The sequence below is a fragment of the Klebsiella sp. BIGb0132 genome (assembly GCF_024810075.1).
GTDB lineage: Bacteria > Pseudomonadota > Gammaproteobacteria > Enterobacterales > Enterobacteriaceae > Klebsiella > Klebsiella terrigena.
In genome coordinates, this window is the sequence record NZ_JANUDW010000001.1 from 69,780 (window position 1) to 84,353 (window position 14,574).

Sequence of the window (14,574 nt, forward strand, 5' to 3'; positions counted from 1 at the left end):
ACGTTACCCGACGTACCCTACACAACCAGGAGGAATGATGACGGAACTACGTGGTGTTCACTCCATCGATCACTTTGCGCTGTTTGTCCCTTCATTAGAGGAAGCCGCGTTCTTTTATGACCATTTTGGCCTGACAACCCGCAGCACGGCGGAGGGCCTGCAGCTGGCCGCCGCCGACGGGCATACCTGGGCCAAAATTTTACCGGCCGAACGCAAGTCGCTGGCCTACATCAGCTTCTTATGCTTCGAGCAGGATTATGACGCCCTGATCCGCCAGGTGCGCGCGAGCGGCGGCGAACCCGAGTTTGTTGACGATACCGGCTTCTGGTTCAGCGATCCCGACGGCAACCTGTTGAACGTCAGGCCCGGCAAAAAGACGATCCCGGATACCCGCCGGGTGGTGCCTTTCCAGTCGAAGTCAGTCGATACGCGCGGCACCGTCACCCGCGATGCGGTCAAAAAAATCAGGCCGCACCGGCTGTCCCACGTGCTGCTTTTCTCACCGGACGTGCCGCGCGCTATTCGCTTTTATCAGCAGGCGCTGGGGCTGAATTTGTCTGATTTTTCGCAGGATATTATCGCCTTTATGCACGCTCGCCACGGCTGCGATCACCATCTGGTGGCGTTCGCCAAAAGCTCGAGCAAAGGCTTTCATCATGCGGCCTGGGAAGTTGACAGTATTGATGATGTCGGCAACGGCGCATCCCAGATGGCCGCCGCCGGCTATAAGGCCGGCTGGGGAACCGGCCGACACTGCCTTGGCTCAAACTATTTCCACTACGTCCGCGATCCGTGGGGATCGTTTTTTGAGTACTCGGCGGACATTGATTTTATCAGCGCCAACGCCACCTGGCCGGCGGGCGATTTTCCGCCGGAGAACTCGCTCTACCTATGGGGCCCTGATGTCCCGCCCGACTTTATCCATAACAGCGAAGCGTAAATCCGCCATCAGGCGGCTCCCGTCACGAATACAGGCAAACGTTATGAATAACACTATGTACGATATTGCGATCGTCGGCTACGGGCCGGTCGGTCAACTGTTATCGCTCATTATGGGACGGCAGGGTTATCGGGTGGCGGTTTTTGAACGCTGGGAGACGCTCTACCCTCTGCCGCGCGCCGTTTTCCACGATCACGAGATCCGTCGAATGCTGCGCATGCTGAATCTTGAAGAGGACGTGGCGGCTATTTCCCATCCCTCTTCCCTCTATCAGTGGTTCAACGCCCGCTGGGAAATGTTAGTGGAAGTTGACTGGGCGTCAGAATCGATCAGCGACGGGCCCTTTGGTTATTTTTTCAATCAGCCGGAGCTGGAAGCCATTTTTGATAAGCACGTGAAGATGTTAGACAACGTGCACGTGCAGCATGGCTGGGAAGTGAAGCAGTTAAAGCAGCATCCCGAATCCGGCGAGCTGCTGATGGTACGCACCGCGGATCGCGATAACCCGGATGCGGCGTGCCAGCGCGTGCAGGCCCGCTATATTATCGGTGCCGATGGGGCGAACAGCACCATCCGTCAGGCCTGCGGCATTGAATGGCTGGATTTAGGTTTTGCCGAGGACTGGCTGGTGGTGGACGTCAAGCCGCGCCCGGGCGTAACGCTCGACGTCCCGGAGGCGGCTCAGTGGTGCAATCCGCAGCGGCCGACGACCATGGTGCCAGGAGGCCCAGGCTGCCGCCGCTGGGAGTTTATGCGCCTGCCACACGAGGCGCTGCAGGAGCTGCAGTCAACGGACAAGGTCTGGCAGCTGCTGCAGCCGTGGGCCACGCCGGAGAGCGTGGATCTGGTGCGCCACGCGGTGTATCAGTTCCGTTCACGTATTGCCGAAACGTGGCGGCAGGGCCGGGTCCTGCTGGCCGGCGACGCCGCGCACCTGATGCCGCCGTTTATGGGCCAGGGCATGTGTTCCGGCCTGCGCGACGTCTGGAATTTAAGCTGGCGCCTCGATCGCGTACTGCGGGGCGCCTGTTGCGATGAGCTGCTGGATGATTATACGATCGAGCGCAGGCCGCAGATCCAGGCGGTGATCGAGGCCTCTATCGCGATGGGGCGCGTAGTTTGCGTTTCAGATGCGGAGCAGGCAGAGACCCGCGACAGGGCCTATCTTCGCGGGGATGTTCCCCCTCTCCCGCCTTTCCCGGGGCTAAAAGGAGGGCTGATTTACCTGCAGCCACACTCCTCTTCGTTACTCAGCGGCGAGCTTTTTGTCCACGGCTCGCTGCGGCGCGGAGGCCAGACTCGGCGCTTCGATGATGCGATGGGGCGAGGATTTCATTTGATTCTCAGCGAAGCCGTGGCAACGCGCACCCTGCTCGATTTCGCCCGCCGCGCGATGGCGCAGATCGGCGGCGAGGTAATAGTCATTGCCGATAGTGCAAATTCTCCCGGGTACTGGGAGGATGTCTCCGGTAAATACCGGGAGTTTATGCGCCGTCATCAGGTTAACGCCGTATTAATGCGCCCGGACTTCTATATTTACGGCGCCGTGTCATCCGCGGAAAATATTGCCGGGATGCTCAGCGCGCTGCAGCAGCAGCTCGGCGGTAGCGCGGTGAACGCCCCGGAGGCCTATTTGACGACGGGCAAATCGGCGTAGCGGGTCGTATAGCCGGGCGATAGCATCTCGCGCTTCATCGCCCAGCTTTTTTGAATGCCCTGCCCGGCAAACCACACGCTGCCGCGTCCCGAGCGATTCAGGCTATCCACCACCTGCATCAGCGCGGCGCTGTTCGCCCGCGGCTGATACTCATCAAACAGATTGAGTTGCGCCACGCCCTGACTGAAGAAATCACCCAGCATGATGCCGGCTTTCATATAGCGAAAGCCGTCCTTCCACACTCTGTCCAGGGCGTGGATAGCGACGCGAATAATGTCCCGGGTATCGTCGGAGGGCGTTGCCAGCCGACCGCTGGCCTGGGGAGCATAGAAGGCTTCATTTCCGGCATGCGGGCTGGTGCGCATAAAGACGCTAACCGCGCGGCAGTACTGCTTCTCTACCCTGAGCTTTTCCGCCGCGCGTTCAGCATAGGCGCAAACCGCCTGATGCATATCGCTATATTGGGTAATCCGGTGGCCAAACGAACGGCTACAGATAATCTGCTGTTTAGTCGGCGCAAACTCATCCGTCTGCAGGCAGGATTCCCCCCGCAGCTCACGCACCGTACGCTCCAGCACGACGTTAAAGTGCTTACGCATCACCCAGGTAGAACTGTCGGCAAGCTGCAGCGCGTTTTCGATGCCCATCAGCTCCAGCTTTTTTGCGATCCGACGGCCCACGCCCCAAACTTCATGCACCGGCACCAGAGCGAGCAGCTTACGCTGGCGATCGCGATTCGATAATTCGACCACGCCGCCGGTTTTGCGCCACTTTTTAGCCGCGAAATTCGGCAGCTAGATGGGCATCGCCAAAAATTTCGGACATGACAATCGCCCTTCTACACCCATATCACACTATTCGTGGTCCCCCCCCCTTGATCTTTGCTATCGACATACAATACTGTATATAAAAACAGTATTAGTTAACGGTGATCAAAATGCAGTTTTTCACACCTACTGAGCTACACCAGATAGTAGTGCTCCCCATGTTCAATGACCTTGTCCCCTGTGGCTTTCCAAGTCCTGCGCAGGACTACATTGAGCGTCGTATCGATCTAAATGAACTGATGATTCAACACCCCAGCGCGACCTATTTCGTAAAATCCAGCGGTGATTCAATGATTGATGCCGGAATCGGCGAAGGTGATTTGCTGGTTGTGGATAGCTCCCGCAAGGCCGAGCATGGAAGCATCGTCATTGCAGCTATCGACGGTGAATTCACGGTTAAACGCCTGCAATTGCATCCTTTTGTCATGCTCAAACCTGAAAATGCTGCCTACAAGCCCATTATGATAGGCAGTGACGATAGCCTGGAAGTATTCGGCGTTGTGACCTATATCGTGAAATCTGCGAGCTGAGCATGTTTGCACTGTGTGATGTGAACTCTTTCTATGCATCCTGCGAAACCGCTTTTCGCCCGGACCTGAAGGGCCGGCCGGTCGTAGTTTTGTCAAATAACGATGGTTGCGTCATCTCCCGTTCAGCGGAAGCAAGACCCTTTGTGAAGATGGGTGAGCCGTATTTCAAACAGAAAGAGCTGTTCAGACATCATGGTGTGGTGTGCTTCAGTAGCAACTATGAACTTTATGCCGATATGTCCGATCGGGTGATGACCACGCTTGAAGAGATGTCCCCTCGTAGCGAAATATATTCAATTGATGAGATCTTTTGTGATCTTACTGGCGTGCGTAACTGTCGCGATCTTTCCGAATTTGGGCGGGAAATGAGAGATACTGTTCTACAGCGCACACACCTGACCGTAGGGGTAGGAATCGCACCAACAAAGACCTTGGCTAAACTGGCGAATCATGCAGCTAAACGATGGCAACTGCAGACAAGAGGAGTTGTTGAGTTGTCAAATGTGGATCGTCAGAGAAAATTGATGGCTGCTCTACCGGTAGACGAGGTTTGGGGGGTAGGGCGACGCATAACGAAGAAACTTAACATGATGGGGATCAAGACAGTCTTGCAACTGGCAGACTCTGATATCCGATTCATCAGGAAACACTTCAATGTCGTGCTGGAAAGAACAGTCCGTGAATTACGGGGCGACCCCTGTCTTGAGCTCGAAGAGTTCGCACCGGTAAAGCAAGAAATCATCTGTTCTCGTTCGTTCGGCGATCGCATCACCGAATATGAGGAGATGCGTCAGGCTATCTGCAGCTACGCGGCCCGGGCAGCAGAGAAACTTCGTATTGAACATCAATACTGTCGATTTATCTCGGCGTTTGTGAAAACTTCCCCCTTTGCGGTTAACGAGCCCTATTACGGCAATAGCGCATCTTTAAAGCTGCTCACTCCAACCCAGGACAGCAGAGATATCAGCGCTGCAGCAACGCACTGTTTGGATGCAATCTGGAAAAGCGGATGTCGGTACCAGAAAGCTGGCGTACTGCTAGGCGATTTTTATAGCCAGAGTGTCGCACAACTTAATCTGTTTGACGACAATGCACCAAGGAAAAATAGCCAAAAGTTAATGGATGTATTAGATCAGCTGAATGCTGAAAATGGCCGTGGAACGCTCTACTTTGCGGGACAGGGTATTCAGCAACAATGGCAAATGAAACGGGAAATGCTCTCACCTCGATACACAACACGATTTGCCGATCTACCCACTGTTAAGTGAATAGATACGTCACGCTATGAGCCCTGGAGATAACCGCCAACATCGCACTTGACCCTGACCCCGAATATGATCCAGGCATAATCAGGAATAACCGGCTTTTTCAGGTTTTATTCAATGTCTGTATTCAGTTCTTCAGGTGAGAACGGCGAATACATAACTCTCCCTGTTGCCATGGACCATCGGGAGTGGAAACACCATCAATTAGACGATTCAATGCCTCGGCCACTAATAACTCCCGGTTCTGGCTGTAGGTCGTCAATTGCCGGGAAGGCAGTGTTGCTTCATCAATATCATCAAAACCAACTACAGCCATCGAAATATTCGCATCTCTTAACGCATCCATAACACCAAGAGCCAGTACATCGTTTTCACAGAATACAGCATCGACCGGTTGTTCATTACCCAAACCACGCAAATATTCATTCATTGTCAGATAAGCAAGCTCTCGTTCGTAATGCCCCGCAGTCAGCATTAACTCTAATTGACGATTATCCTTAGCGAGGCCATCTCGAAAACCTTCCATTCTGAGCAGATGAGAAGAAAGCGTATCCGGTCCCTTCATATACCCAAATCGAGAATATCCTTGCTCCATAAGTAACCCGGCGATTTGCAATCCTGCCTGGTATCCATCATTGGCGACATAGTCGATAGCAGGAGACTCAGCGTTACGGAAAACCTGTACCAGTGGAATATGATGTAGCGACCTGATTACTGTATTCATTTCACCACTCAACAGGTTACCTAAAAACAATATACCATCTACCTGAAGCTGCTCTGCCATCATCATCACCGAGCGATAGTTTTCTCCCTCAGTAACGTTCAGTAATAATGCGGTGTAACCTCTCGCCTGCAACTGTCGTGTCACTGTGCCGAGCATCATCATTGAGTGTGGATTTTTTAGTTCATCAATAGCCACACCAATTATATGAGTACATTTTTTCGATAAACTCCGGGCCAATAAATTAGGTCTGTACTCCAACGCTTTCGCTGCAGCCAGTACAGCTAAGCGTGCTTTCTCTGAGATAGATGCCCCTTCGGTAAACGCACGAGAAACCGTCCATTTCGATACACCAGCAAGTTCAGCCACATCGCTTGCAGTCGCTTTCTGTGATCGCTGTGTTTTTGTCATTATATTCTTATGAGTTTCGTTCATCATCGTTGTCGTGGGTTGATCATTAATCCCTAAGATCTAACACACTATCACGATAAAATCTTCCGCGCCCCCACAGTCGGCCCTCCCATGCATTAACAAAAAACCATTTAAATACAAAATCATAAAACACAACCGCCCCCAAATGCAGCCACTTGAAAGCGTGATGATTTACAAAAAGTGCTCATTCCACGCCCTGTATCAGATGAAAAGAATCAACCTCCGCAAGTGAGGTTGATTGCCATTATATGAGTAACTATTCAGATTTACCCTGTATAGCTGGTCAGATTTTCATGAACTTTTCGTGCTAGATCATAATGGTCCATCTCCCAGCATACAGGACTGAAAAGTTCCGCGGACCAGACGCCGTCAAAACCAGTGGTCTTTACTGCATTCGTCCAGGCCTGTACATCAAGCTGGCCTTCTCCAGGCATATAGGCGCGTAAAACGGTTTCATCCCAGGCTTCGCCAGAAACAGGCTTGCGTCCATCGCAAAAATGAACGCCAAATATAAGGGATGGGTCTAAAGCCGCGACATCTTCAGGTTGTGTGACACCAGCAGCAAAAAGATGCCAGAAATCAATAACGAGCCCGACATTCTTTTTATTTACCCGGCGAATAACTTCTAGCGCCTGATCCATTGTGTTAAATTTCGTATGTGCGATAACTTCGATTTGGTACTGAACACCGTACTGTTGACCAATATCTGCGATTTGCGAAATATTCTCTGTCATGATGTCCAGGATCTGAGTTTGCGGTAAATGATCAATACCATGCTGAGCAAGGATCTGAATAGTAGGACATTCAAGTTCAGATGCCACCTGAGTCAGGCGTACCGCCTCTTTAAGGAGTTGCTTTTTATCTTCACCCTGATACCGTTCAATATCTATCAAGGCATTAAGGCACACAGTTTGCAAACCATACCCTGAGACAATTTTCTTAAGTGCAGATGTGCTTCCACCGTTGTCAAGGTAACGCAGTAATTTGTAATGCAAAAACTCTAAACCATCATAACCTGTTTCAGCAGCAATCCTGGCTTCCGAAACGACATTACAATAATGAGTTGAAATTCCGTGTAGTGCTTTAATCATGATTTATTTTCCTGGTTTGTTGGACTATAGATGCAGTGTTCTTACCTTTTCCTGATGACAGAGACTCTAAACGCTCCTGTAGAATTGATTCTATATTTTCCAGTGCGACACCTTTAGTTTCCGGGATATACCTATTCAAGAAATAAAAACAGAAAGCATTCATCCCCACAAATATCCATATGGTAAATGCACCATTAAAATTTTCTTTCAGTATTGGGATCTCATTAATCATAGGAAAGATTTGAGTTACTGAAAAATTGAATATCCACATTAACCCAACAGCCATCCCCATGGCATAACCTTTTATTCTAGGTGGGAATATTTCGCTAATCAACACCCAACATCCAGAGCCCCAACTAATTGCAAACATAACCATAAATACAAGAACGGAGCTAATAGCAAGATACCCGGAACTGTGTGTGAACATACTATAAGATAGTGTAAGAAGACTAAGAATAGACCCCAGAGTACCGATTTTCATAATGGGTAGGCGCCCGAACTTGTCAAAAAGATTCATTCCAACGAATGCACCAATTGCATTCAACAGGCCTATAAAAATTGTCTGGAAAAGGATCGACTCCTTACTGAGTTCTCCAGTCTGAAGGACCAGGGGAGCGTAATACATAACGATAGCGGCTCCAGTGAACTGTTGCAATACAGCAATTGAACATCCAATGATAAGTCCATATCGTAAGGTTTTGTGACTTAGGATATATTTCAGACTTGATGATCCTGCATTTTTTTCATTTTTATTATCTTTCTTAAGACTAAATACCTGCATTGCCTCTTCTGAATTCATATCAGGGTAGATTTTGCCAAAAATCTTGATTGCATCAGTGTTTCGACCATTTACCATGCACCACTGTGGTGATTCAGGTAACAGGATCGTACTCACCAGCATTATAGCCACAGGAACAAACTGGGCCCCCATCATCCATCGCCATCCCTCCTCAGCAAGCCAGAAATCACTCATACCTCTTGCAATGAGAAAATTAACAAAAAACACTAACGTTTGTGCGCCAACAAGAGAAAGATTAAAAACTCCAGCAGCTTTACCACGTATACTTGCTGGTGATATCTCACTCATATACATTGGGGCTACGGTCCCGGCAAGTCCTACTCCAAATCCGGCGATAATCCTTGCCAGTGAAAACATTAAAAAAGAATCAGCAAAAGTTGACCCTGCAGCAGAAACAGCAAATGCTAATGTCGAAAGCAAGAGAATTGCTTTTCTTCCCAGTTTGTCCGCCAGGCGCCCCGCAAATATTGATCCAAAAATACACCCGACAAAGATACTGGATACCAGCCAGCCTGTTTCAGTAGAGTTAAGCTGGAAATATTGTTGAATAGAGTCAACAGTACCTGAGATGACTCCGGTCGAGTAACCAAACATTACTCCACCCATAGTCGCGAGGCAGCATAAGCTATAAACATATCTTGCATTTATACGATTAGAATCTGACATCCGACAGCCTCCATGTCTCATCAAATTGAAATTAACTTATTAAGTCAGTGACAATTTGACAAAATCAATTAGCAATATCTCCAACTCAATGAGGAGATAGAGGATCAACTTTTGAGTTAGTATTAATATACGCTACCAGAGATACACGGCGCCCTTACTCTAATAGCATATTTAATTAGATTTAATTTTGGATTACATTATGAAGCACGCCATACACATTAGTTAGCCAATACATTATTAATGCATTCTCAGATAAAATAAAATCAACGAGCAAGCAGTTCCTTTTCGATACGCTCACGTGTTTCAACCGCCTGGACATTCATTTTTTCCGGGTAGCCAAACAGAGATGCAGTAATAATTGACTCCCCACCTACTTTAAAAGTCCTTTTTGCGAAATCCATGTCCCGTAGCGCCTGGAAGATACCATCAAAATCGACTTCACCTTCACCCATACCAAGATGCTGATGAATTGCAGCATTAACCCCAGGTGGGTTGACAATATAACGGCACGGTAGCGTGTGATTCATAGTATCGGCTAACAGTACATGTGATAAGTCGCTACCGGCATACTCCAGCATGCTCTTAACATCACCTTTACCTTTATCATAGAAGAAAGTATGCGGTGAACTATACAGATAGGTTAAATTATCACTACGTAAAGATTTCACCATATCTGCGGTTTCATTACTTAGCTCACAGAAGTCCCATGGATGAGATTGAATTTCAACACGGATCCCTTCCCTCTCAATAATTGGCAATAGCTCATCCATTGACCGATACCACATTTCTTCACAGATTTCGGGTTCATCAGGTGTACCGGCTAGTTCGGTATTAATGACCTGAACCCCCATATCAACAGCAATCTCGATCATGCGCTTCCAGTTTTTTATCGCAGCCTGGCGACGCAGTTCATCAGGACCTGACCAACGGTAGACAACGATAAAGGAGGAAATCTCCACACCATATGTCTGCAACGCATGTTTGTATTCCGTCATAACTTCCCGACTGGCTTTCGGATGCTTGTAAAACGGGTTAATGCGTGGGTGCGGCGATTGTTCAATATACTTATAGCCCCATTCGGATACCTGGCGAACCATATCTGTAATTGAGCGTTCTTTAATCACATCAACATCAAATGCCACTTTCATCGTTATCTATCTCCGTTCAGAGTAATTAATACTGACGTGCTTTAGCGATATTTTCATCGAGCATATTAGCGACAGCCTGAATACGTTCGCTTCGGGAGACCTGAGCTCCACCCACGCGCCACCAGCTGAAATATTTGTGGACCATGGTTTTTGGCAACACTTTAATATCAATAAGTGTGGAGACAGATTGCTGAAGGGAATCTTCCAGTGCCTGCAGCAGTTGCTCTTCGGTGTTCACCCGGTAAGCCCGGCAACCATAGCTTTCTGCAATCCCGGCAAAGTCAACGGGTATTAACCCACCGTCCTGCCTGCCACTTTCTGAAGAGTGGTAACGAAACTCCGTGAAGAAGCTATTCATTCCGTGTTCCATTTGCAGGTTATTGATACACCCGTTAGTCATATTATCGAACAGGATAACGTTAATCTTTTTCCCTTCCTGCAAGGAGGTCACCAGCTCGGAGTGAAGCATCATGAACGAACCGTCACCCACCATGGCATACACTTCTTTTTCCGGCTGCGCCATCTTAACGCCCAGTGCGGCATTGACTTCGTATCCCATGCAGGAATAACCATATTCAACATGATAATCATTGCAACCTCGGCTCTGCCAGACGCGCTGTAAATCGCCGGGCAGACTGCCCGCAGCTGCGACAATAACCGAATCTTTGGCCAGGTGCTGGTTCAGAATTCCCAGCACGCGACTCTGTGTCAGGAAAGAACGAGTAATTTCGTTAAATTCTGCAAACACCTTCTTGCGATCGAGATGATCGTCAATTTCAGGGATAAAATCGCCACCGCTGTACTCCACGCTGAATACACGTTTGACTTCTTCGTGATATTGCGCGCGCGCATCAGCAATCGCCCCTTCCCAACCAGAGTGGTAATTATTAAGCTTAGCTTCAAGCGCCTGTAAGCCGATACGGGCATCCGACAACAGTTGAACGCCGTCCAGTTTGAAAGCATCAAAGCGGTTAATATTTATGTTCAGGAAAGAAACTTCCGGATTCTGGAAAATCCATTTTGATGACGTCGTAAAATCCGTATACCGGGTGCCGACACCAATAATGAGATCGGCTTCTTTGGCAAGCAGGTTCGCCGCCAGGCCCCCTGTTTCACCGATCCCCCCGAGATTGAGATGGTGTTCAGAAGAAAGCGCCCCTTTCCCGGCCTGTGTTTCCGCAATTGGCAAATTGAATTTCTCTGCAAACTGCAGCAATGCCAGCTCCGCCTGTGAGTATTTAACCCCCCCGCCACAGACGATAAGCGGGCAACGTTTACCCTTAATTAATGCTTCAGCATCTGCCAGCATGGCATCAGTCGGCGCCTGACGTTCAAGGCGCCAGATACGCTTAGCGAAAAAATACTCAGGATAGTCATAGGCCTCCCCCTGGACATCCTGTGGCAGACACAGTGTCACTGCACCGGTTTCCGCCGGATCGGTCAACACACGCATCGCGCTGATACAGGCGCTCATCAGCTGTTCCGGACGGCAAACGCGATCCCAGTATTTACTGACGGCTTTAAAGGCATCATTGGTACTGATGCTGAGATCGTGTGTCTGTTCAATCTGTTGTAATACCGGGTCAGGTTGACGGGTAGCGTACACATCTCCAGGCAGGAGTAATAATGGAATGCGGTTGGCGGTAGCTGTTGCCGCCGCAGTGATCATATTCGCAGCCCCCGGACCTACGGATGACGTACATGCGAAGATTTGCTGACGTAGTTTCTGCTTAGCATAGCCCGCAGCAACATGGGCCATACCCTGCTCATTTCGGCCCTGATGTACGCTTAGCTGACCACTATCTTCTTCAAGTGCCTGCCCCAACCCAAGGACGTTGCCGTGACCAAAAATAGCAAAGATGCCTTTAACAAATTTAATCTCTCTTCCATCTACTTCAAGGTACTGATTATCAAGAAAACGGACTAGCGCTTGCGCGACGGTTAACCGTGTTGTCGTCATGAGTATTACCTGTAATCAATTAATTTAATCTTGCACCCGGTAGCAAGTGCGTTGGGAATTGCGGTACTGTAATCAAAGTCAACCTTTCCTGACGGAACTGCATAGCTTCGATTATATGAAATCTCTCATCTCTTCATAGCCCGTAATGGAACAAAAATTCCATTTATGTGGCACGGATCATAAAAATAGATTTATGCTTTCAAAATTAGCATAAAGAAAAATGATAAAAAATCCATTAAGTATCAAATATATAGATAAAAAACACCCACAAAACATCCTGATTACACGCTTAAAAAAACAGACTACAAAGGAATGATTATTCCATTTTTATTGAAAATGAAATTTTTAATCCTTATGATATTTCCCTACCCCCCTACTTATACTTATACAGAGGACATGAATAATGGGCAGCGAGCAAAAGGCTCTGGATGTCATTTGCATTGGCCGAATTGCGGTCGATTTATATGGGCAACAGATTGGCGCACGACTGGAAGATATGAGTACGTTCGCGAAGTATCTGGGTGGTTCTTCGGGTAACGTAGCTTACGGTACAGCGATTCAGGGGTTACGCTCCGGCATGCTGGCTCGAGTAGGTGATGAGCATATGGGGCGTTTTCTTCGGGAGGAGTTGAACCGTGCAGGGGTTGATACCCAATACCTGATTACTGATGCGGAGCGCCTGACTGCTTTGGTACTGCTTGGGATCAAAGGCAGAGATAATTTCCCGTTAATTTTCTACCGCGAAAATTGTGCTGACATGGCTCTGTCCCCGGAAGATATTGATGAAAGTTATATAGCGTCATCCCGTGCACTTGCTATTACCGGTACTCATCTTTCCCATCCTAATACACGCTCTTCCGTGCAGAAGGCTCTGGAACTGGCTCAAAAACATCAACTTCGCAGGGTACTGGATATCGACTATCGTCCGGTGCTTTGGGGGCTGACGTCACCGGGCGACGGTGAAACACGTTATATTAAATCAGACAAAGTGACCCGTGAATTGCAGGATGTCCTGCATCACTTTGATTTAATTGTGGGTACGGAGGAAGAATTCCATATTGCTGGCGGCTCCACCGAAACACTCGTTGCGTTGCAGCAGGTTCGTCAGCGTACGCAGGCGACACTAGTGTGCAAACGCGGGGCACTCGGTTGCTCTGTTTTTGAAGGAGACATTCCATCTGACTGGCAAGGTGTAACACTGTACTCGGGAGTTCGCGTCGATGTACTAAACGTCCTCGGTGCTGGCGATGCCTTTTTATCCGGTCTTCTACGTGGCTACCTCAATGATGAAGGCTGGGAACAAGCCTGTCGCTATGCCAATGCCTGCGGTGCACTGGTCGTTTCCCGGCATGGCTGCGCACCAGCGATGCCAACTCGCAAAGAACTGGATGACTACCTGACCCGCGAGCAAAACGTTACTCGTCCGGATAAGGATGAAAAATTAAATCATCTTCACCGTACTACAACACGTAAAAAGCAATGGCCGGAACTGTGCGTTTTCGCATTCGATCACCGTAAGCAACTGGAAGAAATTGCTCAACAGGCTGGTGCCAGTTACGACCAGATCCCTAAACTCAAGTTATTGTTACTGGAAGCCGCTCGCCAGAGTGCACAAGAAGCAGGTTTGCAGCACAACGCGGGTATCCTTGCTGATACGACTTATGGTCAGGATGCTCTGAATGCCATTACAGGGGAAGGTTGGTGGATTGGCCGCCCTATAGAACTGCCCGGTTCACGGCCACTGCGACTTGAGCACGGCAACATCGGCTCGCAGCTGATCGACTGGCCGTTGGAACATGTCGTAAAATGTCTGGTTTTCTACCATCCGGATGATGAACTTGCGTTACGCGAAGAGCAGGAAGCACTGGTTAAAGAAGTCTATGAAGGATGCTGTAAATCAGGCCATGAACTGTTAATTGAAGTCATTCTACCGGCCACATCGACTGATCTGGACGAAAGCCACTATAGTCGAATTGTTAAACGCTTCTACGAACTAGGTGTGAAACCGGACTGGTGGAAATTGCCGTCACTCAGCGCAGAAGCATGGAAATCGGTCTCCGTCCTGCTTGATGCCAACGATCCACACTGCCATGGCATTGTAATCCTCGGTCTTGACGCACCTGAAGATGAATTAAAAGCTGGATTTGCAGCAGCAGCTGGTGAGCCGTGGGTAAAAGGTTTTGCCGTTGGGCGTACTATTTTCGGGGAACCATCCCGTCGCTGGCTGAACCATGAATATTCAGACAAGGAGTTGATTGACGATGTGAAAAATCGTTATAAGACCCTAATTAGTTACTGGCGGCTGTATCGTAATCGGTAATCGGTAATCGAAAATCGAAAATCGAAAATCGAAAATCGGGCACATTATTGGGAAATATGATCTACCACCCATAATTAAGTGCCCATTCATTAAATTCCGGCCGCTACTTTATATCATGGAAGAATTATAAATCTCACATGTTTCTCGTGGTTAAAATAACACGGATAGCCATTGAGATTTTCAATAGAAAATACACGCATCAATATCGAATTCCCTAT

10 protein-coding genes and 1 pseudogene are annotated in these 14,574 nt (G+C 48.8%); 5 read left to right on the forward strand and 6 right to left on the reverse strand.

Going from position 1 to position 14,574, the window contains the following annotated elements; translation table 11 throughout:
• Positions 1 to 37 precede the first annotated feature (37 nt).
• Positions 38 to 940 carry a VOC family protein gene (locus M2416_RS00290; RefSeq protein WP_259221491.1) on the forward strand — a complete coding sequence of 301 codons (903 nt, stop codon included), beginning with the start codon at positions 38 to 40 and terminating at the stop codon, positions 938 to 940.
• Between the two features lie 43 nt (positions 941 to 983).
• On the forward strand, positions 984 to 2,597 hold the full coding sequence (gene mhpA, locus M2416_RS00295) for a bifunctional 3-(3-hydroxy-phenyl)propionate/3-hydroxycinnamic acid hydroxylase MhpA (RefSeq protein WP_259221492.1): 1,614 nt from the start codon (positions 984 to 986) through the stop codon (positions 2,595 to 2,597).
• On the opposite strand, the pseudogene umuC reads toward mhpA, so the two are convergent.
• A pseudogene (gene umuC / locus M2416_RS00300) lies at positions 2,570 to 3,391 on the reverse strand (translesion error-prone DNA polymerase V subunit UmuC); the annotation flags it as partial. The gene mhpA and the pseudogene umuC sit on opposite strands and share 28 nt — an antisense overlap.
• 143 nt (positions 3,392 to 3,534) lie before the next feature.
• Between umuC and M2416_RS00305 the strand changes: the two are divergent.
• Positions 3,535 to 3,954, forward strand: a complete 420-nt coding sequence (locus M2416_RS00305) for a translesion error-prone DNA polymerase V autoproteolytic subunit (protein WP_259221494.1) — start codon at positions 3,535 to 3,537, stop codon at positions 3,952 to 3,954.
• Between the two features lie 2 nt (positions 3,955 to 3,956).
• The gene (locus M2416_RS00310; RefSeq protein ID WP_259221496.1) at positions 3,957 to 5,222 is read left to right on the forward strand and encodes a Y-family DNA polymerase; all 1,266 of its coding nucleotides are present in this window, start codon (positions 3,957 to 3,959) and stop codon (positions 5,220 to 5,222) included.
• A gap of 124 nt (positions 5,223 to 5,346) precedes the next feature.
• Here M2416_RS00310 and M2416_RS00315 read toward each other — a convergent pair whose 3' ends face one another.
• From M2416_RS00315 to iolD, 5 genes are all read right to left on the reverse strand, one after another.
• Positions 5,347 to 6,378 (reverse strand): LacI family DNA-binding transcriptional regulator, encoded by a 1,032-nt coding sequence (locus M2416_RS00315; RefSeq protein ID WP_259221497.1) that lies wholly within the window; start codon positions 6,376 to 6,378, stop codon positions 5,347 to 5,349.
• Positions 6,379 to 6,638: 260 nt separating this feature from the next.
• The gene (locus M2416_RS00320; protein ID WP_259221500.1) at positions 6,639 to 7,463 is read right to left on the reverse strand and encodes a sugar phosphate isomerase/epimerase family protein; all 825 of its coding nucleotides are present in this window, start codon (positions 7,461 to 7,463) and stop codon (positions 6,639 to 6,641) included.
• Complete coding sequence (locus tag M2416_RS00325) at positions 7,456 to 8,928, reverse strand: sugar porter family MFS transporter (protein ID WP_259221502.1); 1,473 nt, start codon at positions 8,926 to 8,928, stop codon at positions 7,456 to 7,458. Before M2416_RS00325 ends, M2416_RS00320 begins: the two co-directional genes overlap by 8 nt.
• A 263-nt stretch (positions 8,929 to 9,191) precedes the next feature.
• Positions 9,192 to 10,076, reverse strand: a complete 885-nt coding sequence (locus M2416_RS00330; RefSeq protein ID WP_259221503.1) for a sugar phosphate isomerase/epimerase family protein — start codon at positions 10,074 to 10,076, stop codon at positions 9,192 to 9,194.
• Between the two features lie 25 nt (positions 10,077 to 10,101).
• Positions 10,102 to 12,036: a 3D-(3,5/4)-trihydroxycyclohexane-1,2-dione acylhydrolase (decyclizing) gene (iolD, locus tag M2416_RS00335; protein ID WP_259221505.1), complete on the reverse strand. Its 1,935-nt coding sequence runs from the start codon at positions 12,034 to 12,036 to the stop codon at positions 10,102 to 10,104.
• 403 nt (positions 12,037 to 12,439) lie between these two features.
• Here iolD and M2416_RS00340 point away from each other — a divergent pair, with 403 nt between their 5' ends.
• On the forward strand, positions 12,440 to 14,356 hold the full coding sequence (locus M2416_RS00340) for a bifunctional 5-dehydro-2-deoxygluconokinase/5-dehydro-2-deoxyphosphogluconate aldolase (RefSeq protein ID WP_259221507.1): 1,917 nt from the start codon (positions 12,440 to 12,442) through the stop codon (positions 14,354 to 14,356).
• Positions 14,357 to 14,574 lie beyond the last annotated feature (218 nt).